This window comes from Pseudomonas sp. KBS0707, assembly GCF_005937945.2.
Classification (GTDB): domain Bacteria; phylum Pseudomonadota; class Gammaproteobacteria; order Pseudomonadales; family Pseudomonadaceae; genus Aquipseudomonas; species Aquipseudomonas amygdali.
In genome coordinates, this window is the sequence record NZ_CP041754.1 from 1,317,095 (window position 1) to 1,336,791 (window position 19,697).

General features: G+C 57.7%; 17 protein-coding genes and 1 pseudogene. 9 read left to right on the plus strand and 9 right to left on the minus strand.

Going from position 1 to position 19,697, the window contains the following annotated elements; all coding sequences use genetic code 11:
* The first annotated feature begins 12 nt into the window (after nucleotides 1-12).
* Nucleotides 13-687 (plus strand): bifunctional 4-hydroxy-2-oxoglutarate aldolase/2-dehydro-3-deoxy-phosphogluconate aldolase, encoded by a 675-nt coding sequence (locus FFH21_RS06190; protein WP_002552327.1) that lies wholly within the window; start codon nucleotides 13-15, stop codon nucleotides 685-687.
* A gap of 127 nt (nucleotides 688-814) precedes the next feature.
* On the opposite strand, the gene FFH21_RS06195 is transcribed toward FFH21_RS06190, so the two are convergent.
* Nucleotides 815-1,069: a DUF3820 family protein gene (locus FFH21_RS06195; RefSeq protein ID WP_004656040.1), complete on the minus strand. Its 255-nt coding sequence runs from the start codon at nucleotides 1,067-1,069 to the stop codon at nucleotides 815-817.
* Nucleotides 1,070-1,272: 203 nt separating this feature from the next.
* Between FFH21_RS06195 and FFH21_RS06200 the strand changes: the two genes are divergently transcribed.
* On the plus strand, nucleotides 1,273-1,743 hold the full coding sequence (locus tag FFH21_RS06200; RefSeq protein WP_011167946.1) for a PA2169 family four-helix-bundle protein: 471 nt from the start codon (nucleotides 1,273-1,275) through the stop codon (nucleotides 1,741-1,743).
* Nucleotides 1,744-1,813: 70 nt separating this feature from the next.
* On the opposite strand, the gene FFH21_RS06205 is transcribed toward FFH21_RS06200, so the two are convergent.
* The 5 genes from FFH21_RS06205 to FFH21_RS06225 form a co-directional block, all read right to left on the minus strand.
* Nucleotides 1,814-3,343: a sensor domain-containing diguanylate cyclase gene (locus FFH21_RS06205; protein ID WP_011167947.1), complete on the minus strand. Its 1,530-nt coding sequence runs from the start codon at nucleotides 3,341-3,343 to the stop codon at nucleotides 1,814-1,816.
* Between the two features lie 208 nt (nucleotides 3,344-3,551).
* Nucleotides 3,552-4,916 carry a heavy metal sensor histidine kinase gene (locus tag FFH21_RS06210; protein ID WP_011167948.1) on the minus strand — a complete coding sequence of 455 codons (1,365 nt, stop codon included), beginning with the start codon at nucleotides 4,914-4,916 and terminating at the stop codon, nucleotides 3,552-3,554.
* Nucleotides 4,906-5,583 carry a heavy metal response regulator transcription factor gene (locus tag FFH21_RS06215; protein WP_002552331.1) on the minus strand — a complete coding sequence of 226 codons (678 nt, stop codon included), beginning with the start codon at nucleotides 5,581-5,583 and terminating at the stop codon, nucleotides 4,906-4,908. Before FFH21_RS06215 ends, FFH21_RS06210 begins: the two co-directional genes overlap by 11 nt.
* A gap of 10 nt (nucleotides 5,584-5,593) precedes the next feature.
* Nucleotides 5,594-8,698 (minus strand): multidrug efflux RND transporter permease subunit, encoded by a 3,105-nt coding sequence (locus tag FFH21_RS06220; protein ID WP_011167949.1) that lies wholly within the window; start codon nucleotides 8,696-8,698, stop codon nucleotides 5,594-5,596.
* Nucleotides 8,695-9,861: an efflux RND transporter periplasmic adaptor subunit gene (locus FFH21_RS06225; RefSeq protein WP_011167950.1), complete on the minus strand. Its 1,167-nt coding sequence runs from the start codon at nucleotides 9,859-9,861 to the stop codon at nucleotides 8,695-8,697. The genes FFH21_RS06220 and FFH21_RS06225 overlap by 4 nt, the downstream gene beginning before the upstream one ends.
* A 293-nt stretch (nucleotides 9,862-10,154) precedes the next feature.
* On the opposite strand from FFH21_RS06225, the gene FFH21_RS06230 reads away from it, so the two are divergent.
* The 7 genes and pseudogenes from FFH21_RS06230 to FFH21_RS06260 all read left to right on the plus strand — a co-directional run bounded on the left by FFH21_RS06230 (nucleotide 10,155) and on the right by FFH21_RS06260 (nucleotide 17,024).
* Complete coding sequence (locus tag FFH21_RS06230; protein ID WP_041924465.1) at nucleotides 10,155-10,532, plus strand: hypothetical protein; 378 nt, start codon at nucleotides 10,155-10,157, stop codon at nucleotides 10,530-10,532.
* A gap of 307 nt (nucleotides 10,533-10,839) precedes the next feature.
* Nucleotides 10,840-11,424, plus strand: a complete 585-nt coding sequence (locus tag FFH21_RS06235; protein WP_011167952.1) for a fimbrial protein — start codon at nucleotides 10,840-10,842, stop codon at nucleotides 11,422-11,424.
* A 63-nt stretch (nucleotides 11,425-11,487) separates the two neighbouring features.
* The gene (locus FFH21_RS06240; protein ID WP_002552335.1) at nucleotides 11,488-12,249 is read left to right on the plus strand and encodes a molecular chaperone; all 762 of its coding nucleotides are present in this window, start codon (nucleotides 11,488-11,490) and stop codon (nucleotides 12,247-12,249) included.
* 202 nt (nucleotides 12,250-12,451) lie between these two features.
* Complete coding sequence (locus tag FFH21_RS06245; RefSeq protein WP_041924745.1) at nucleotides 12,452-14,923, plus strand: fimbria/pilus outer membrane usher protein; 2,472 nt, start codon at nucleotides 12,452-12,454, stop codon at nucleotides 14,921-14,923.
* Nucleotides 14,920-15,706, plus strand: a pseudogene (locus tag FFH21_RS06250) (molecular chaperone). Before FFH21_RS06245 ends, FFH21_RS06250 begins: the two are co-directional and overlap by 4 nt.
* Nucleotide 15,707: 1 nt before the next feature.
* A complete protein-coding gene (locus tag FFH21_RS06255) occupies nucleotides 15,708-16,706 on the plus strand; it encodes a fimbrial protein (RefSeq protein WP_011167954.1) in 999 nt (332 codons plus the stop codon).
* Nucleotides 16,707-16,799: 93 nt separating this feature from the next.
* A complete protein-coding gene (locus FFH21_RS06260; protein WP_041924466.1) occupies nucleotides 16,800-17,024 on the plus strand; it encodes a hypothetical protein in 225 nt (74 codons plus the stop codon).
* Nucleotides 17,025-17,042: 18 nt separating this feature from the next.
* On the opposite strand, the gene FFH21_RS06265 is transcribed toward FFH21_RS06260, so the two are convergent.
* From FFH21_RS06265 to FFH21_RS06275, 3 genes are all read right to left on the minus strand, one after another.
* Nucleotides 17,043-17,798 carry a YkgJ family cysteine cluster protein gene (locus FFH21_RS06265; protein WP_005745844.1) on the minus strand — a complete coding sequence of 252 codons (756 nt, stop codon included), beginning with the start codon at nucleotides 17,796-17,798 and terminating at the stop codon, nucleotides 17,043-17,045.
* A gap of 116 nt (nucleotides 17,799-17,914) precedes the next feature.
* Nucleotides 17,915-18,376, minus strand: a complete 462-nt coding sequence (locus FFH21_RS06270; protein ID WP_011167957.1) for a GNAT family N-acetyltransferase — start codon at nucleotides 18,374-18,376, stop codon at nucleotides 17,915-17,917.
* 65 nt (nucleotides 18,377-18,441) lie between these two features.
* Complete coding sequence (locus FFH21_RS06275; RefSeq protein ID WP_004656074.1) at nucleotides 18,442-19,338, minus strand: chemotaxis protein; 897 nt, start codon at nucleotides 19,336-19,338, stop codon at nucleotides 18,442-18,444.
* Between the last annotated feature and the right edge of the window lie 359 nt (nucleotides 19,339-19,697).

Sequence of the window (19,697 nt, forward strand, 5' to 3'; positions counted from 1 at the left end):
GGAAACGTCGCCATGACACAGAACGAAAATAATCAGCCGCTCATCAGCATGGCGAACAAGATTGCCCAGATTGACGAACTCTGCGCCAAGGCAAAGATTCTGCCGGTCATCACCATTGCCCGTGACCAGGATGTGCTGCCTCTGGCCGATGCTCTGGCCGCTGGCGGCATGACTGCACTGGAAGTTACGCTGCGCTCGGCGTTCGGTCTGAGCGCCATCCGTATTCTGCGTGAGCAGCGCCCGGAACTGTGTGTGGGCGCCGGCACCATTCTGGACCGCAAGATGCTGGCGGACGCCGAGGCGGCAGGTTCGCAGTTCATTGTGACCCCTGGCAGCACGCAAGACCTGCTGCAAGCCGCAGTCGACAGCCCGTTGCCCCTTTTGCCGGGCGTCAGCAGTGCTTCGGAAATCATGATCGGTTATGCCATGGGCTATCGCCGCTTCAAGCTGTTTCCGGCCGAGATCAGCGGCGGTGTGGCGGCAATCAAAGCCCTGGGCGGACCTTTCAACGAGGTGCGTTTCTGCCCGACTGGCGGCGTCAACGAGCAGAACCTGAAGAGCTACATGGCCTTGCCCAACGTCATGTGCGTGGGCGGCACCTGGATGATTGATAACGCCTGGGTCAAGAATGGCGACTGGGGCCGCATTCAGGAAGCCACTGCGCAGGCAATGGCGTTGTTCGACTGATTTTCAGGATTTCGGAGTCAGCCCCTTTGCGGCTGATTCCGGCAAGGAAGTTGTTGTTGGTTGTATGGCTTTGCGGTGCTCCCTGGTCCGGAGCACCGTTTTTTTCTCCCCCGGACCGCCTCTTTGTTTATCCCTTGTCTTTGAACGACTGACGCGGACGTGTGCGCAATGGGTCCAATAGCGCGCCAAGGCCGTTGTGATCGATTTCCTGCATCAATGCCAGCAAACCTCCCAGTTCACCTTTCGGAAAGCCTTCTCGCGCGAACCAGTTCAGATAATGACCTGGCAAATCGGCGATCAGCCGTCCTTTATATTTGCCGAATGGCATTTCCTGCGTCACCAGTAACCTGAGTTTCTCCGGGTTCACCTGCAAGCCTCCCATCAATACATGTCGAACAGCACGATACGTGCATTCTGCATGCAGGCCAAACGACAGATCATGCAGAAGTCACGAACAGCCAATTGTGAAAATTTCGTAACTTATTGATTTTAATCAATTATTTACATATCAAAAACTGGCACGGTGTCTGCAATTACCTATACATCGAACACTTTCGTATCAACCTGCCATTAGGAAATTATCAAATGACTGATATCAACAAAGAAGCCATCTCCGTCCTGAATGACCTGATCGAAACCAGCAAAGATGGCGAGAAAGGCTTTCACACAAGCGCTGAAGACATTAAAAACCCGGCGATTAAAGCGTACTTCATGTCTCGCTCTTCTGAGATTGCAACTGCGGTAGCAGAGCTGCAGGCAGAAGTGCGTGCCTTAGGTGGTGATCCAGAAACGTCTTCCAGTGTGTCCGGCACCCTTCACCGTGCATGGGTAGATCTGAAATCCACTCTGACTGGCAAAGATGACAAAGCAATTTTGAACGAAGTAGAGCGCGGTGAAGACGTCGCCAAGAAAGCTTACAAAGAAGCTCTCGAAAAAGCACATGCGCACAATTTTCCAGCTAGCGTTACTTCGCTGATCACAAAACAGAATGCTGGCGTTCTGGCCACTCATGACAAAGTAAAAGCACTGCGTGACGCCGCTCGTGCCGCATCGTAATTCGATGCCTCAGCGGTAATCGAAAAAACGCCAGCCAGTCTGGCGTTTTTTTATGCCCGCCGGTAGCTCATCAAACCTGATCAGTCATCTCTCTGGCAACCGAACTGCGATGCTCTACGCGGTTACGACCCTTGTGTTTGGCCTGATAAAGCGCCTTGTCGGCTATTCCGAAAAACGCCTCCAGTTTGTCTCCCTGACGCACCATCTCTGAAACGACACCGATACTCACGGTTATGGGCTGTTGTGCATCCGGAAACAGCGGCAGTGATTCAGCTGCCTTGCGGATCTTTTCGGCAATCATCATGGCTCCCGGCAATTCGGTTTCCGGCAGCACTACCACAAACTCCTCGCCGCCATAGCGTGCAACCCGGTCGCCTGGGCGACGGATATTGAAGGAGATGGTTTGTGCGATCAGGCGCAGTGCTTCGTCACCGCCCTGATGACCATGACGCTCGTTGAATGCCTTGAAATGGTCTACGTCGATCATCAGTAAAGACAGCTGTTTGCCTGAGCGCTGTGCCCGCGCCCATTCGGTTTCCATGGCTTCGTCAAGCTGGCGACGATTATCGAGCCCTGTCAAACCGTCCGTTGCAGCCAGGCTGGCCAGTGCATCCTCAGCGCGATGGCGTCGTCGCAACTCGCGACACAGCAGCCATGTCAGCCACAGGATTCCGAGACACAGTACGCTGGTAGCGGAGCCGACCAGCCAGGCATTGCGCCGCCATACGGCATACACCTCATCCTCGGACTGACCGATGACGACAACCAGCGGCAGATTGCCGACCCGGGAAAACGTATACAGCCGACGAGCGTTCAACTGCGTCGACATGGCAGCAAAGCTGCCATCTCCTTCCTGAAGAATGCGCTGAAAGTTGGGGCTGTGGCTGTAATCCTTGCCAATCAGATCTTCACCCTCCAGATCGGGGTAGCGGACGATCAGGATGCCTGCGGTATTGATCAGGTTGATACTGCTGCCGACACCCAGATTCTGGCTCATGAACAAGTGTTTGAAATACACCAGTCGCATGGCCGCACTTACCATTCCGGTGAACTCTCCATTGGGGCCTGACATGCGACGGCTGAAACTGATGCACCAGTCCTTGTAACCCCAACGGCTTTTGTACGGTGCACTGACGTGCAGACCCAGCGAAGGGTCCGCCTTGTGGTCCTTGAAATAGGAACGGTCAGAGAAATTGTCGTTTCGAGGGATGACGGACAGTGAGTCAGCCAGGATGGCGCCCTTGTTATCGAGCAATACCAGATCGCCTTTGTAAGACGCCGCAGTGGAGCGATCAAACAGGACAAGTTGTCGCAGCTCAGGTGACAGGTCCTGAAGGTCCGGACGCTGCCATGCGCTGATCATGCCTTGCAGGGAAGAGTCGTAAAGCTCTGCGTTATGCATGACGTCGGCATCAATCAATTGCACGATATTGGCCGCCGCCCGCGCCGCAGTCTGCGCTGCGTCGTCACGCTCTCGGGCCAGTAAAGACGCCACAATCCCCAGTATGGCGAACATTGACAGTGAACTGCCAAAGATCAGCATGAGTTCCGGTCGGGTCCATTTGAGCCGGTCTTGCCGAGATGACGCAAACAACATCATTGGTTGTTCTACCTGCAGACGAATGAATCTTGATAAATGGTTAAGACAGTTATCATTATTTTTATGATTTTAATGCTGGGTGTATAGCACGCTCCTTATAGCCTCATATGAATGGAATGTGAATAAAGCAAGTGTATTTAAAATGATGCGAACAGACGCACACGGACGACTGTAAAAAACAGGGGGAATAATTTATTTCTTGAAGGGATCAGCGAGGCAGCTGTATGCCGAACGTATTGACACCGTTATCGCTGTTTACGAACACGGTGCCGCCATGCATCAATGCAATGGCCTTGACGATGGCCAGCCCCAGGCCATGATTGGCGCCGCTGTTGCTGCGTGAGGCATCGACCCGATAAAAACGCTCGAACAGCCTGGGCAAATGTTCCGGGGCTATCTGCATGCCAGGATTGGTTACGCCGATACTCACATGGGCATCGCGCGACTCGATAGTTACCTCAATGACCTGACCGGCGTCGGTATGTTGCACGGCGTTGTGCAGCAGGTTGATCAACGCGCGGCGCAAGTGGGGCTTTTCAATCGGCGCGCTGGCGTCGCCCTGAACCCGGACTTGTACGTGGGCATCTTCCAGAATGAAATCCAGGTAATCCAGCGTGGTGGCGACTTCGTCTGCCAGTGACGCGCAGGTCTGTGCTTTGACCTTGGTGCCCTGATCCGCGCTGGCCAGAAACAGCATGTCGTTAATAATCGAGCGCAAACGCTCAAGCTCTTCGAGGTTTGATTGCAACACCTCGAAATAATGCTCGGCAGAGCGGCCGCGGGTCAGCGCCACCTGGGTCTGGCCGATCAGGTTGGTCAGCGGTGAGCGAAGCTCGTGCGCCACATCGGCATTGAACGACTCGAGCCTGGAGTAGGCCTGCTCGACCCGTTCCAGTGTGGAGTTGAACGAGGCTACGAACTGTTCAAGCTCCGGTGGCAGCGGCGACAGCTGCAAGCGTCCGGACAGCCGTGGCGGGGCGAGCTTCTGGACTTCCTGCGATAGGCTGGTCAACGGACGCAGGCCAATACGCGCGACCCAGTAACCAAGCGCCGAAGCCAGCAAAATACCCAGCGTGGCCAGGCTGATCAGCGCGACCAGCAGCGAGTGTTGGGTATGCCAGAATGTCTCGGTATCGATGGCGGTCAGAAAACGCAGCGCCGGGCGCTGTTCCTTGGCCGGGAATTCGCTGACCAGCACCTTGAATGCGAACGGGTGATCGGCCAGCTTCAGGTCATGCATACCCGGTGCGCCTTGCGCGAAACGACGAATGTTCGCGTCCGGGTTGCCGAATTCGTACAGCGGGTTGTCGCTGACTACCCAGAAACGCAAGCGCTTGTCTTCCTCGCTGAGCAACTCCAGTTTTGCCTTGATCTTGCCCCAGTGCTCCGGGTTGCCGAAACGTCCGACAGCCGATTCCAGAACACTGTAGCGCGCATCGACTTCGGCACGCGGCAACAGGTCCAGGCTCTTGTCGACCTGCAGGTACAAGGCCCAGCCGATCAGCAGGAATACCACCAGTGCCACCAGCGCGAACAGCCCGCTGAGGCGCAGGGCGATCGAATCAACCCGCACTGCGGTTCTCCAGCACGTAGCCCATGCCACGAATGGTGTGCAGCAGTTTGTGTTCGTGAGGACCGTCCAGCTTGGCCCGCAAGCGTTTGATCGCGACTTCGACCACGTTGGTATCACTGTCGAAGTTGATGTCCCAGACCATCTCGGCGATTGATGTCTTGGAGAGGATGTCGCCCTGGCGTCTGGCCAGCACGCTGAGCAGCGAAAACTCCTTGGCGGTCAGGTCCAGACGCATTCCGGCGCGGGTCGCCTTGCGGCTGATCAGGTCGATCCATAGGTCGGCGATGGTGATCTGCACCGGTTCGTGGCCGCCGCTGCGGCGGGTCAGGGCCTGCAGGCGGGCGACCAGTTCCAGAAAGGAAAACGGTTTGCCGAGATAGTCATCGGCACCTTCGCGCAGGCCGCGAATGCGGTCATCGACCTGCTCGCGAGCGGTCAGCATGATGACGGGCGTCTGCTTGCGCGCACGCAACGCACGCAACACGCCAAAGCCGTCCAGGCCGGGCAACATCACATCAAGAATGATGATCGCGTGGTCGTTCTCCAGCGCCAGGTGCAGACCTTCGATGCCATCGCGCGCCACGTCGACGGCGTAGCCCTGTTCGGTCAGGCCGCGACGCAGGTAGTCTGCGGTTTTCTCTTCGTCTTCGATAATCAGCACGCGCATCGGGTGACTCTCACTTGTGAAGGGCCAGCGCGGGTGCGGCGGGCGCCGGGTGGCGTTTATGAAACAGCCGCTCCAGTTGCAGGTAAATGACCGGCGTAGTGAACAGGGTCAGCATCTGGCTCACCAGCAGGCCACCGACCACTGCGATACCCAACGGTTGACGCAGTTCGGCACCGACCCCGAAACCCAGCATCAGCGGCAGTGCGCCGAGCAGGGCGGCAAGGGTGGTCATGATAATCGGTCGGAAGCGGGTAATGCAGGCCTCATAAATGGCCTCCTGTGACGACAGGCCCTGCTCACGCTGCGCTTGCAGGGCAAAGTCCACGAGCAGAATGCCGTTCTTCTTGACGATGCCGATCAGCAGCACGATGCCGATCAGGGCCATGATCGAGAAGTCCTGCCCCATCATCCATAGCAGCAACAGCGCGCCGATACCTGCCGAGGGGAGGGTGGAGATAATGGTCAGCGGGTGCACGAAGCTTTCATAAAGCACACCCAGAATGATGTACACCGCCACCAGCGCGGCGAGAATCAGCCACGGCTGGTTGGCCAGCGAACTCTGGAATGCCTGCGCCGCACCCTGAAAACTGCCGATGATCGAGGCAGGCATGCCGATCTCTTTCTTGGCCTGATCGAGCATGCTTACCGCGTCGCCCAGTGCGACTCCGGACGCCAGGTTGAATGACAGGTTGGCAGCCGGGAACATACCGTCGTGGCTGATCGACAGCGGGCCCATGCGCGGCGCACTGACTTTGGCCAGTGCCGACAGCGGCACCATTTCATTGGTCAGCGGTGAGCGCAGGTAGAAGTAAGCCAGGCTTTCGGCCTTGCCACGCTGCTGGGCATCCAGTTCGAGGATCACTTTGTACTGGTTGACTTCGGTCTGGTATTCGCTGATCTGCCGCTGGCCGAACGCATCGTACAGCGCCTGATCGACGTCGGCGGTGGTCAGGCCGAATCGCGCGGCAGCACTGCGATCAATATCGATATGGGTGACGCTGCCGCCCAGTTGCAAGTCGTTGGACATATCGCGAAACGCCGGATTGCTGCGCAGCTTTTCAGTCAGCCGTTGCGTCCAGGTGTTGAGCAATTCGCCGTCGTTGCTCTTGAGCACGTACTGATACTGACTGCGGCTCGGCCCGGAACTCAGGTTGATGTCCTGCCCGGCGCGCAGATACAGAACGATGCCGGGGACCTTTGCCAGTTTGGGGCGCAGGCGGTCAATGAACTCACTGACCGACACATCGCGTTCAGAGCGCGGCTTGAGCGAGATCCAGAAGCGACCGTTGGCGATGGTCTGGTTGCTGCCTGACACACCGACTGAATGCGAGAACGCCAGCACTGCCGGGTCTGCACCGACGATTTTTGCCAGTTGCAGGTGTTTTTCCACCATGTCCGGGTAGGAAATGTCGGCAGCGGCCTCGGTGGTGCCGAGTGCAAAAGCAGTGTCCTGAACCGGAAAGAAGCCCTTGGGTATGAGGATGTAGCCGACCACCGCAAGCGCCAGGGTCAGGCCGAACACGCCGAGCATCAGTCGCTGATGGGCCAGCGCCTTACGCAAGCCTCGCTCGTAGGAAGCCAGCAAACGTTCACCGAAGCCCGGCTTCTGATGCGGGTTGTGCGTGGGGGCGCGCATGAACAATGCCGCAAGGGTTGGCGCCAGGGTCAGGGAGACGATCACCGAAATCAGGATGGTTGCCGTGGCGGTCAGGGCGAATTCCTTGAACAGCCGCCCGACCACGCCGCCCATGAACAACAGCGGAATGAACGCCGCCACCAGCGAGAAACTGATCGACACCACAGTAAAACCGATTTCCCCCGCGCCCTTTATGGCGGCCTCGCGCGTGCCTTGTCCGGCTTCAAGGTGGCGATGGATGTTCTCCACCACCACGATAGCGTCGTCCACCACGAACCCGACCGCGACCACGATGGCTACCAATGTCAGGTTGTTCAAGCTGAAGCCGAACAGGTACATCATCGCAAAGCTGGCGATCAGCGATACCCCGAGCACCGCGCTGACGATCAGCGTGGCCGACAGCTGGCGCAGAAACAGCGCCATGACCGCCACCACCAGCAGCACTGCGATCATCAGGGTCAGTTCCACTTCGTGCAGCGAGGCACGAATGGTGCGGGTCCGGTCGTTGAGTACCGAGACCTCAACGGTGGCCGGGAGCATTTCCTGCAGCCTTGGCAGTTCACGCTGAATGCGGTCCACGGTGTCGACAATGTTGGCGCCCGGCTGACGAAAAATAGCGATGTTGACGCCTTGCTGGTCGCCGGACCAGGCCTTGACGTAGGCGTTTTCCGAACCCGCGACCACCCGCGCCACATCCTTGAGCTGGACGGGGGCGCCGTTCTTGTAGGAAACGATCAGTTGCGCGTAGTCCTGCGGCTTGAACAACTGGTCGTTGGACGACAGTGTCGAAATGCTGTCCTTGCCGTATAAGGCACCTTTGGCCAGGTTAAGGCTGGTCTGTTGCACCGCCAGGCGAATGTCGGCCAGGGTCAGCCCCAGCGCGGCCAGTTTTTCGGGGGCGGCCTGCACACGAATCGCTGGCCTTTGCTGACCGGTGATGAACACCTGGCCCACGCCTTCGATCTGGCTGAGCTGGCGCGCCAGGATGGTTTCGGTGACATCGCTCAGCTCCGTGCCGGGCATCAGGCTGGAGCTGACACTGAGGATCAGCACCGGACTGTCAGCCGGGTTGACCTTGCGCCAGGTCGGCAAGCTCGGCATGTCGGCTGGCAGGCGTCCCGCAGCAGTGTTGATGGCAGCCTGGACTTCCTGGGCGGCAGTGTCGATGCTTTTGTTGAGGGTGAATTGCAGCGTCAGGTTGGTGGACCCCAGCGCGCTGCTGGAGGTCATCTGGGTCATGCCGGGGATCGCGCTGAACTGCACTTCCAGCGGTGTGGCAACCGAAGACGCCATGGTTTCCGGGCTGGCACCGGGCAGCTGCGCGGTAACCTGTATGGTCGGGAACTCCGCTTCCGGCAACGGCGCAATCGGCAGTCGTGGAAAGGCAATGACCCCTAGCAGTACCAGTGCGAAGGTCAATAACAAGGTGGCCACCGGGTGGTCGATGCACCACGCCGATACCGAGCCTCGGCCACTCATCGTGCGTGCTCCACTTGCGCGCTTGCCACATCCGGGGCGGGTGCGCTGACCACTTCGACAGTTGCCCCCGGCCGCAGCCGCGACTGGCCGTCGCTGACCAGTACATCTCCGGCGTTTGGCCCGCTGATCAACGTCTGCTCGCTGTCCTGATAAAGCACCTTGACCGGTACCACTTCCACTTTTTTATCAGCAGTGAGTCGATAGACGAAGTGCTGATTGATCCCGCGCTGCACTACTTGTGGCGGTACTTTGAGCGAGTTGAGTTCGACACCGGTCTGGATCTTCACCGTGACCAACTGCCCAGGCCAGAGTTGTTCGCCGGGGTTTTTGAATTGAGCCTTGGCGCGGATCGTGCCGGTGGTTGCCGAAACCTGATTGTCGATCAGCGAAAGCGTGCCTTCGCCCAGTAGCAGGCCATTTGCTGCGCCGTCGCCCTGATACGCCTTGACGGTCGCAGCGCTACGCTCGGCAATCAGCCCCTGCAGGGTCGGTAACATCTGCTGAGGCAGAGAGAATTCCACCGCAATCGGGTCGATCTGTGTCACCGAAAACAGCCCGGTAGCATCGCCGACGCGCAGGAAGTTGCCTTCATCGACATTGCGGATGCCGACCCTGCCCGTAACCGGCGAGCGAATCTGGGTGTAGGAGAGCTGCACCTGTGAGGCGTTGATGCTTGCTTCGTTGCCTTTCGCCGTGGCTTCGAGTTGCCTGACCAGTGCCTGCTGCTGATCGAATGTCTGGCGCGAAATGCCATTGTCCTGAGTGAGTTGGCGATAGCGCTTCAGGTCCAGTTGCGCGACATCAAGCTGCGCCTTGCTCTGCGCCAGCTGCGCGCGTGCCTGCTCCAGCGAGGCGCGGATCGATCGATCATCCAGCGTCGCCAGCAACTCGCCGGCCTTGACCTGTTGACCTTCATTGACCAGCACGCGCGTCAGTACGCCATCTACCTGAGGACGGATCACCACACTTTGCAGTGACAGCACCGAACCGATACCTGTGACGAAACGTGGTACGTCCTCAATGCTGACCGTGATCACCTTCACAGGCACCGCAGTCACGGAGTTTTTCGGGAGTGTAGCGGGGCGTGTCAGTTTCCATCCGGCAATGGCCGCGCAGGCTATCAGCAGGACTACAGCGGTGACGGTCAGGGTCTGTCTGCGCATATGAAGAAAACGCCAAATGTCGGTACGGGAGTAATATTTTTTTAGGGCTTCCTTATAGCCTGCAAACCCGGTCAGCAGAATGACTTTTAGCTGTCAGGTTTGTCAGGAAGCCTCCACCGCGCATAGCGTGCAGTCAAGAAAATCCGCTAACGGACGATATCTATGTTGAAGAGATATTTGTCCAGATGTTTATAAAGTCCTAAGAGTTTTCCTACATTTTCCTAGGCCGGCTTCTGGCAGTTAATTCTCCCATCAACTTAACTCACTGTATGAGCCTATAAGTGGAGAACGCCATGAACAGTAAAAAAACGACCTGGAAATTTATGTTGAGGTGTTTGTTTCTTCGTCAAGGTTTGGGGGCCGTCATGGTGTCGATTCCCTTGCTGGCTGCGCCTGCTTTTTCATGGGCAAAGGACGGCGCATTGACGTTGCATGGCAGTATCGTCAACAGCAGTTGCGTGATTTCCGACATTAATGTGAATGCGCCTGTTGCTCATGCGCGCATTTTGCAAGTTGCACCGGGCATCAATATGCAGGTGAGCACTGAACACAATGCATGTGGTGATCAGGCGGTGCCCTTTGTCGCGCAGTATCAGGTACTTCCGGTCGCCGAGACCGACGGCGAGGCCCTGCAGGCCCGCGCTGGAGTCATCACGTTGAGCTATCAATAAATACAGATCTGTATTATTTTTTCGACCGGACTGTCACCCACGCTTAAGTGACGGTCCGGTGTCCGGTCAGCCCTTTCAAAACTGATACCGCCGTGATTTAAAACATCGGCGCCCCACTGTTTAACAGCCGTAATTAGCCTACTTGCGCAAGACGCCTGGTTATTCCTACAGACCTGTCCTGCGTGTCGTGTTGTGTTGTCTGCGGGTTAAAAGTTATCCAGCTGACAGCATCGAAATAGACCTGGATCTATAGTGCTCACCGTCCGATAGCGGGCACACACGACATAACACAAGGAAGGTCGTTAGCATGAAAAAGCTTTCTCTTACATTGGCAGTTCTGGGCGTAATGGGCGTTGGCATGGCGGGTACCGCCAGTGCGGCGAACAACGGAAAAATGGTCTTCAACGGCACCCTGACCAATATCTCCTGCGATGTGGGACCGGGCACGGGCGTCAGTGCGGGCACCAACCCTGGCGAAATCAATGTCGACCTGGGTAACGTCTCCTTCTCTGATATTGGTGTATCGAGTGAAAGTCGATTCGAAACGGCTACGCCTATTCAACTGCTGGTCAACTGTAGCGCGGGCGCAGATCAATACAGCATGGTCAAGATGCGCCTTACTGCCCGTAACGGCAGCGGTCTGGACAATAATGATGCCAAACTTCTGCGCACTACCGGCGCGGCAGATGGTGTCGGTATCGGCCTGCTCAATACCTCCAGCGTTCTGATGGACCTGAGCGGTGCTGAAACCGTCGACACCACGCTCATCAAGGATGGTGCCGGCGGCGCGACTGCTGAAATAAATTTTGGCGCGGTCTATGTGCTTAACGGCACGCCGACCAATCCGGGTAATGCCGACGGCTTCCTGCCGTTCGTGATGGATTACGAGTAACCGTGTCGGACAGGGCGGGCACGGCTCGCCCTGTCCCTTATCGAATTCAAGGCGAACGCCAGTATGTTTCCTGTTTTTTTTCGCTACACGATGCTTGTTGCGCTAGTGTGCTGTGCGTCCTCTGTTCAGGCGGGCATCGTATTGAATACGACGCGCGTCATTTATCAGGGTAATGAAAAAGAGGTCAGTCTGGGTGTTCATAACAGTGGCGGGGGAGAGATTCTCCTGCAGTCCTGGCTTGAATCTCCGACAGTGGCGACCAACAAGACTGATAACAACGACACCCCAGCGTATTTGCCTTTTATCGTCACGCCTGCGCTGACGCGCATGGCCGGAGGTGGCAAGCAACTGTTGCGCATCATTCATTCCGGTGCAGACATGCCCACTGATCGTGAATCAGTGTTATGGCTCAATGTGCAGGAAATCCCCCAGACTGCTGCCGAGAACACACTGCAGATTGCGATACGTCAGCGCATAAAAGTGTTCTTTCGGCCTGACGGTTTGCAGGGCGATCCGCAGCAGGCACCTGAACAGCTGAACTGGCAATCAATCGATAACGCGGGTGTGCAGGTGGAAAATCCAGGGCCCTATCACGTGTCCATGCTGAGGATTTCCATACGCCAACACGATAGTGAACTTGCCCGTCTCGACAGTCAGATGCTTGCCCCCCATCAACAGCTGCGTATCCCGTTGCTGCACACACCGGGAAGTGCGCCGTTGCTGGTGAGTTTCGTGAGTATCAATGACTACGGCGGGCAAGTGCCTTATCAAGTGACACTGGCCGATAAAGAACCGGGTCATGCCCACAAGGCCTTGCCTCGGTAACCTGCCGCATCACACATCAGCGTTAACTGTTCAAACCGTTGGGCCTGCGTGACAAACCGGCCCGGCAGACCTGCGTCTGTGTAAAGGATTGCGCGGCGCGCGCGACAGCCGAAGTAGAGTGAAGACCGCTATGGAATGGCGCAAAAAAGATCATAAGGGAGTCATTGCACAGTTCGCTCTGCCTCACCCACGACACTGTCCGCTGGGTATCGGCCTGGGGTTGACGTTGATGTTTTCGCTCAGCGCGTTCGCAGCCTCGCCTGGCGGTACTCGGGCTGACGGGACAGTCAAATTCAATACGGCATTTATCCAGGGAAGCGATCAGCCGCCTGACCTCCAGGAGTTTCTGCGTACCAACAGCGTACTGCCCTGCACTTATCGGGTTGATATTTACGTCAATCGCAAACTGAGCGGCAGGCGAGATATCGCCTTTTCAAAAAATCGGGTGTCAGGCCTGATTGAACCCTGTCTGTCGCTTGAAATGCTACAGAGCTTCGGTCTGGATCTGAGTCGCCTGCTTTCAGATGAAGGCGCTGCTCAGGGCTGTTTCGATTTGCCTGCGCGTGTCGAGTTTGCGCGCGTCGACTATCAGCCCGGTGCGCTGCGACTCACTATCAGTGTGCCGCAAGCCGTTATGTCGCGGGGCGCTCGCGGTTATGTTTCACCGGAGCTTTGGGATCAGGGTGAGACGGCAGGTTTTATCAATTACAACGCCAATGGCAGCAGACGCCGTAACAAGGGTCTGGAAACGGACCAGTATTATCTCGGGATGCGAAATGGCCTGAACCTCGGGGCCTGGCGATTGCGCAATGAGTCCTCGCTGGTCGGCGGCAGTGATCGGCCCTGGCGTTATCGCAGCAATCGTACTTTCGCGCAGCGTGACATCACTTTCCTGAAAAGCCAGTTCACGGTGGGGGAGACCTTCAGCGACTCGCAGGTTTTCGACAGTGTTCGCTTCAAGGGCGCAGCACTGGCTTCTGACGATGGCATGCTGTCCGACAGCGAGCGCGCCTACGCCCCGGTCATCCGCGGGATTGCCGAGACCAACGCGACGGTGGAAGTTCGTCAGAACGGTTTTCTGCTGTACAGCGGCAGTGTTTCACCAGGGCCTTTCGAAATTGCCGATATCTACCCCAGTGGTTCCAATGGTGATTTGTCGGTGTCGGTCATTGAGGCCGATGGGCGCGTACGGACTTTTACCCAGGCCTACGCATCGCTGCCGATCATGGTCCCCTGGGGATCCTTGCGCTACAGCCTGGCCGTCGGGCAGGTCGATAACAGTAATGATGTTCAAGCCTCTCCCGACTTTGCCAGCACAGCCCTGATCTATGGGCTTTCCGAGCGGATTACCGGGTTTGGGGGGCTGCAGCTGGCCGAAGATTATCAGGCCGCGAATATAGGTGCCGGGATCAATACCGGGCTGGGCGCAGTGTCGCTGGATATCACCCGATCTGTCAGTCAGGTTGCTCAACAGTCGCGCAGCGGCCAGAGCATACGGGTGCGCTATGCCAACACGCTGGACGTTACCGACACCACTCTGGCCGTGGCAGGTTACCGCTATTCCACTGAAGCGTACCGGACCCTGAGCCAGCACATCAGCGATACCGACCCGCAGAGACATGCGCTGTCCACTGGCCTGGCTCGGGATCGGCTTGAGCTAAGTGTTACCCAGATAGTGTCGAGCCACGCCGCATCGCTGAGTCTGACCGCTTCCGAGCAGCGCTACTGGAATCTGCCCGGCAAGCCCCGGCAACTTTATCTGTCCTATAACGCTGCCTGGCAGACCGTCAATTACAGCCTGTCCATTGAACGCAACGAGGACTTCGGGCAAAACGGTGAAGCGAGCACCGACAATCGTGTTGCCTTGAGCGTGACCCTGCCACTCGGATCGAGCCCTGGTTCGTCGCGACTGTCTTTCAATGCCGTGCGCGACAGCACCGGTGAGTACAACGCTCAGACCGGGCTCAACGGCCAGGTGCTGGGGGATCGTGATACGTTTTATTCGGTACAGGCCGGGCATGACAGCAGCTCCGGCAGTTTCGGTGCCGGGAAGATCAGTACCACCACCGGGTTCGGTCGCTTCGAGGCAGGTTATAGCCAGGGCCAGGACTACGATGCATTCAGCCTGTCTGCGGCGGGTTCGCTGGTGGCTCACCCCGGAGGTGTGAACCTGGGGCAGGCGCTGGGTGAAACCTTCGCCCTGGTTCAGGTTCCGGACGTCAGCGGGGCTCGGTTGAAGTCCTTCAGTAACGTCGAAACCGCAGGCAACGGCTATGCGGTTCTGCCCTATGCGCAGGCCTACCGGACCAATTGGGTCAGCCTGGATACCCGCCAGTTGGGTGCTGATGTCGACCTGGAAAATGCCATCACCCAGCTCGTACCGCGCCGGGGAGCGATACCGTTGGTGCGCTTCAAAGCCGTTGTGGGCCGCCGGGTCCAGTTTGAACTGGTCCGCGCCGACGGTAGCAAAATACCGCTGGGTGCCAGTGTCGAGGATGAACAGGGCAGGGCGCTGGCGGTGGTCGACCCAGGCAGTCAGGCGTTGGTGCTCAGTGAGCAGGATGTCGGCAGCTTGCGGGTTCGCTGGTCTGATCAAAGTTGTCAGGCAGCATTCTCGCTGCCGCCCAGAGATCCGACCCGTGCCTACGAGCGGATCAGGGTGACATGCCAATGAGCGCCCTTGCTGATTCATGCCCGGCAATGTTGGCGGTGCTGCTGCTGATGGGCAGCGTTGGCGCACAAGGGGCGATTTCGCTGAGCGGCACACGGCTGGTCTTTGATGGCCAATATCACGAAGCCAGTATTGAGGTGCGCAACCGAGGTGATTCCGAGGCACTTTTTCAGGCATGGATAAGTGATGCCCGCGATGACGACGACACTCCCCAGGCTCGGCGCAGTACGCTGCCGTTCGTGGTCACGCCACCGCTTTCACGTCTGCCGGTGGGTGGCAGGCAGGCCCTGCGCGTGTTGTATCAGGGCACAGGCATGCCGCAGGGGCGTGAGTCACTGCTGCATTTGTATGTGCTTGAGGTGCCCCGACGGCAGGAAGGCGTTCGCCAACTGAATGTTGCCGTGCGCCAGCGCATCAATGTGTTTTACCGGCCCATTGGTCTAGAGGGGGGATCCGGCTGACACGGGCGCAAAGTTGCTGTGGACACTGACTCATGACGAGGCAGGCGTTTCCTTACTGACGGTCAGTAACCCAATGCCTTATCACGCTTCCCTGCAAGCGTTGCGCATCGACGCTTTTCAAATCAGCGAGTACCTGTTGCTGGCACCGGGTGCCCATTCTGAAATGGTTGTGCCGGCGAGCGTTCTGCCTTCTGCAAACCGCCGTTTTTCATACAAAGCGCTGACCGACTACGGCGGTCAGCGAACTTATTGCACACCGCTCAAGGGGCATGCGGTCTTTACAGCCCGCCTGCTGGAGAACAATTCCTTTCAGGACGAATGCTGATATGAAACTACTGTCTGCCAGACGCTGGCTGCGCTCCACTGTGGTGTTGCTGATGCTGAATCCGACTTCCGTCTTCGCGTTGGTCTGTACCACCCAGGGGACGGGCGAAACCGAAATTCACGATGATCTGGGTAGTACGGTGGCGATCCCGGAGTCGATTCCCAACGGGGAGGTAGTGTGGCGTTCCGAGCCTGTGAATGTTCAGGTCGAATGTGCCAAGGAAGGCTCGCAGTCTGTCGAGGAAGAAATTTTCATCTACCTGAATCCGGACAATCGTTTGATCGGTCAGGGTATCCGCGCTGGCATGACACTTCAGGGTACCGATTACCTGCAAGGCAGTGGACGGGTCAGTACCGGGAGTTACCTGCCTGTCTGCCATGAAGGCGATAGCAATATCGAAAATTGTCCAAAGGTGCGCTTCAATCTGGCGTTTTCCGTGTTTATTCAGAAGTTCGGCGCAACACCACCCTCTGGGGTGGCCAGTGATCTGCTGGATTACCGGTTTTTTCAACTGGGTGGTGCGACGGACTCCAGCCGGGTGCCGGGACGCAGCCTCAGTTACGTGATCAACAACCTGCGGGGGCTGCGGTTCGTGGCCTGCGACGCCGACCTGCAGGTGCTCCCGGAAACCGTGGAGTTCGGCGACGTTGCCATACACGAGGTGACTATTGGCAAGGTGATCGCCATACAGACATTTTCTCTGCTGACCAGCCGCACGTGCGATTCGCCTTTCAGCATTGATGCGCGTTTCAGGCCGGTGACAGGCAGTCTGTCGGGCGAACTGCTCGTTCCCTCTGGCAACGACTCACTGGGAATTCGCATTGCCAGTGCCGTCAATGGCCAGCCGTTACGTTACAACGAGCCGTTCCATCTGGCGGAACTGCTGGGCGAAACCAACGCTGCCAGTGCTGACTTCAATGCGCAATTGCTCTGGAATACCAACACACCAAGGCCGGGTCCGTTCAATGCCGAGATCATGGTCGATCTGTTCTACAAATGACGGCGACAGGAGGCTCGGGCGGTTGCGCGGCGATTGATGTATGCTGCGCGACCGCGGGCATGTGCCCGGCCAATTCGACTTTCTGGTGACACCATGACCACTCCTGGACAACCCACTGTTCAAGACGCCGCAGCCGACTCCAACGCAGACACTGAAAAGAAGGCTGTCATTGCGCCTTTCAGCTTTCCGTTCAAGCCTTCGGAGTTTGCCCAGGCCAAAAAGGAACCCGCATGGCATCAGAAAGCCAACAAGCATGGCCATTACAAAACCCCTGGCGTAGCACCGGCGGGCACGCGCAGATCGATGGGCAAGCGCTGATCGCGTGAGTAATCCTGTTCAGGCTGCCTGCAAGGGTATGAACAGGTAGGAAACCGGCTCCCGATCCGTAACGTCGGCACCCTCCTGTTGCAGGGTGTCCAGAACCTGCTGTCCCGCCACATGAAATTCCCAGTGCGCGCCATTGGGTTGCATATCCTGCGCACGGTTTGCGACTTCCGCGATGGCGGTCGCAAATGCGTTCATGTCCGGCAGATACGCGACGAAGCCGTTGCCCTTGAGGGCGGTGGTGCGTATGCCCAGTTTCTGACAGATCAACTGTTTGGTCTCTATCTCATCCCGATCGGCCTGACGGGATTGTTCGATCAAGTCCATCAATTGCGTATCAACCAGCCTGTCGCCAACGATCAGGTCGGGGCCCTGCTCCCAGGACTCTGGCGGGCAGCCCTTGGTTTCGGGGCGCAAGGGAATGTGCGGATTGATTTCCATCGGATAGATCCGGCACACTAGCGGCCTGCGCTCGTAAATGCGACACAGGTTTTTCTCGTCAAGATTCCGGCAACGCCCAACGTTGTAGGCCGCGAAGGTGATCGCCACAAAGGCTGTGGTGCTGCCGCTGTTCACCTGCGTCGAGCGACGGCTGGCATGGGTCAGTTGGGTCTCGGACACACCATAGCCATTGCTTAGAAACGCTTCGGTCAAGACAATCACGTTGCCGCCGTCTGCCGCCCATTGCGCGGCTTCGCCGAGCGTGAGAGGCACGTGGTGGTCGGTGCAGCAACCGCCGCAACCCACACAGGAAAACTTGGTGTCCATTGTCTCGATGACCCTTTCAGAGCTGCGCGCCGAGCGACAACAATTGGTCACTCTCCCGGCTGATGCAGCTCAGGAAGCAAGTTGTGCGCCAGTCGCTGGTTGAGTCAACGGGCCCGTCAGGCTTCGGGGATATCGAAACGTTTCAGGTAGGACATCCCTGATTTCTCGTAAAGACGCCGTGCCTTGAGGTTGTTTTCCATGACGTGAAGATCGACCGCTGTTTCGCCACACTTACTCAAATGGGCGAACAGGTGGTTGAGCAGAGCGAAACCGATCCCGCTATGTCGCACATCGGGATGCACGACCAGGTCTTTGATGAATGCGCTGGTCCAGCAGACGATCACGCCCACCACCGTTTCGTCGAGCATGGCCAGAAAGCACCGCGACGTGTCGAATTCAGGGTCTTGTTCGAAGGCGGCTCGCCAGTGCGGATAATCCGGCACGCTGCCTGTCGCGCTGGCATGACCCAATGTCAGCAGGCGGTGAACCTCTGGGGCTTGCTCAAGGGTGAAAGGTCGCGGCAGGACGCGCGGCGGCCAGACCGCGGATGGTACTGGTAACGCGAGATTCCGACGCATCAGCCAGTAATGTCCGGCAGATGCATCGGTCAGGTTCGGACGTTGCGTCGGTGCGCGCTCCGGGATCAGAGCCCTTGGGCGACCACCGTACGTGCGGCCTCGATCAGGCATTTGGTCAGCTCGGGTGACGAGAACTTGGTCAGCACAGCGTTGGCCCCGGCGATCTGCGACTTCTCGCTGTTCATCGCGCTGTCGAGCGAGGTGTGCAAGAGGATATACAGATCGCTGAAGTCGGGCGTGTCGCGAAGAGTACGGGTGAGCGCGTAGCCATCCATCTCCGACATCTCGATGTCGGAAACCACCACGTTGATCTGCCGATCAGTACCTTGAAGATCCAGCAAAACGTCGATGGCTTCCTTGGCACTGCGCGCCGTGTGGCATTCGATGCCCAGATTGCGCAAGGTGATGATCGACTGCTGCAGGGCAACCTGGCTGTCATCGACGACCAGAATTCGCGCCTTGCTGAGCATTTCGGCATCCTCTTTGGCCAGCTCCGTCGACTGCACGACGATTTGCGCCGGAGCAATACCGTGAATCACTTTTTCGATATCCAGAACCTGTACCAGCACGCCATCGACCTGAGTGACCCCGGTGATGAACGATTTGCTGCTCGACCCATAGGGTGGAGGACGGATATCGGTGGTCAGGCAGTGCACAATCTTGCTCACGGCCTGAACGTGCAGGCCCTGTTTGGAGCGGCTGACGTCGGTAACGATCAGGCAGCCACCGTCGGGATCGGCCAGAGGGCGCTCACCGATTGCACGACTCAGGTCAATGACCGACAGTGATGAGCCGCGCAACGTGGCGATACCTTTGACGTGCGGGTGCGATTCGGGAAGATGGGTCAGGGGAGGGCAGGGAATGATCTCACTGACCTTGAGCAGGTTGATCGCCATCAGCTTGCCGCTGCGCAACGTGAAGAGGAGCAGCGAAAGTGAATCTGCTCGGACGTTCTTGGACATATGAACCTTCTGGCTGTAGGTGTTTCGTCGCCTGGAAGCGGCAAACAACTTTCTATGACAGGTTATCGACCTGCGACGAGCAGGCTTGAGGATTTTTAACGGACGGCTGGCCGCGCCGCTCGCTGGTCCTTGAAAGTTGTTTCAACACGTAACGGCAGCCGGCATAAGCTGCCAGTGCAAGCGTGAATAGTGGCAGTCTGGCTCCGGTCCAGTCAAACCGGGCGAGATGCGGCACACTGTCGCTCTGCGCATTCCGACAGTCAGCGTCGCAGGTTCGTACGCGACTGTGCTTTGACATCAGCATGCCCTGCGGCAAAATACCGCAGCTATATATAGAAGAGATGGTGCGACATAGTGAC

Bases quoted from the DNA above. Each gene is read 5' to 3' on its own strand.
- FFH21_RS06200 (WP_011167946.1), top strand. From the start codon at position 1,273: ATGACTGATATCAACAAAGAAGCCATCTCCGTCCTGAATGACCTGATC.
- FFH21_RS06265 (WP_005745844.1), bottom strand. From the start codon at position 17,798: ATGGACACCAAGTTTTCCTGTGTGGGTTGCGGCGGTTGCTGCACCGAC.
- FFH21_RS06190 (WP_002552327.1), top strand. From the start codon at position 13: ATGACACAGAACGAAAATAATCAGCCGCTCATCAGCATGGCGAACAAG.
- FFH21_RS06225 (WP_011167950.1), bottom strand. From the start codon at position 9,861: ATGCGCAGACAGACCCTGACCGTCACCGCTGTAGTCCTGCTGATAGCC.
- FFH21_RS06275 (WP_004656074.1), bottom strand. From the start codon at position 19,338: ATGTCCAAGAACGTCCGAGCAGATTCACTTTCGCTGCTCCTCTTCACG.
- FFH21_RS06215 (WP_002552331.1), bottom strand. From the start codon at position 5,583: ATGCGCGTGCTGATTATCGAAGACGAAGAGAAAACCGCAGACTACCTG.
- FFH21_RS06205 (WP_011167947.1), bottom strand. From the start codon at position 3,343: ATGATGTTGTTTGCGTCATCTCGGCAAGACCGGCTCAAATGGACCCGA.
- FFH21_RS06235 (WP_011167952.1), top strand. From the start codon at position 10,840: ATGAAAAAGCTTTCTCTTACATTGGCAGTTCTGGGCGTAATGGGCGTT.
- FFH21_RS06270 (WP_011167957.1), bottom strand. From the start codon at position 18,376: ATGCGTCGGAATCTCGCGTTACCAGTACCATCCGCGGTCTGGCCGCCG.
- FFH21_RS06195 (WP_004656040.1), bottom strand. From the start codon at position 1,069: ATGGGAGGCTTGCAGGTGAACCCGGAGAAACTCAGGTTACTGGTGACG.
- FFH21_RS06240 (WP_002552335.1), top strand. From the start codon at position 11,488: ATGTTTCCTGTTTTTTTTCGCTACACGATGCTTGTTGCGCTAGTGTGC.
- FFH21_RS06255 (WP_011167954.1), top strand. From the start codon at position 15,708: ATGAAACTACTGTCTGCCAGACGCTGGCTGCGCTCCACTGTGGTGTTG.
- FFH21_RS06220 (WP_011167949.1), bottom strand. From the start codon at position 8,698: ATGAGTGGCCGAGGCTCGGTATCGGCGTGGTGCATCGACCACCCGGTG.
- FFH21_RS06260 (WP_041924466.1), top strand. From the start codon at position 16,800: ATGACCACTCCTGGACAACCCACTGTTCAAGACGCCGCAGCCGACTCC.
- FFH21_RS06230 (WP_041924465.1), top strand. From the start codon at position 10,155: ATGAACAGTAAAAAAACGACCTGGAAATTTATGTTGAGGTGTTTGTTT.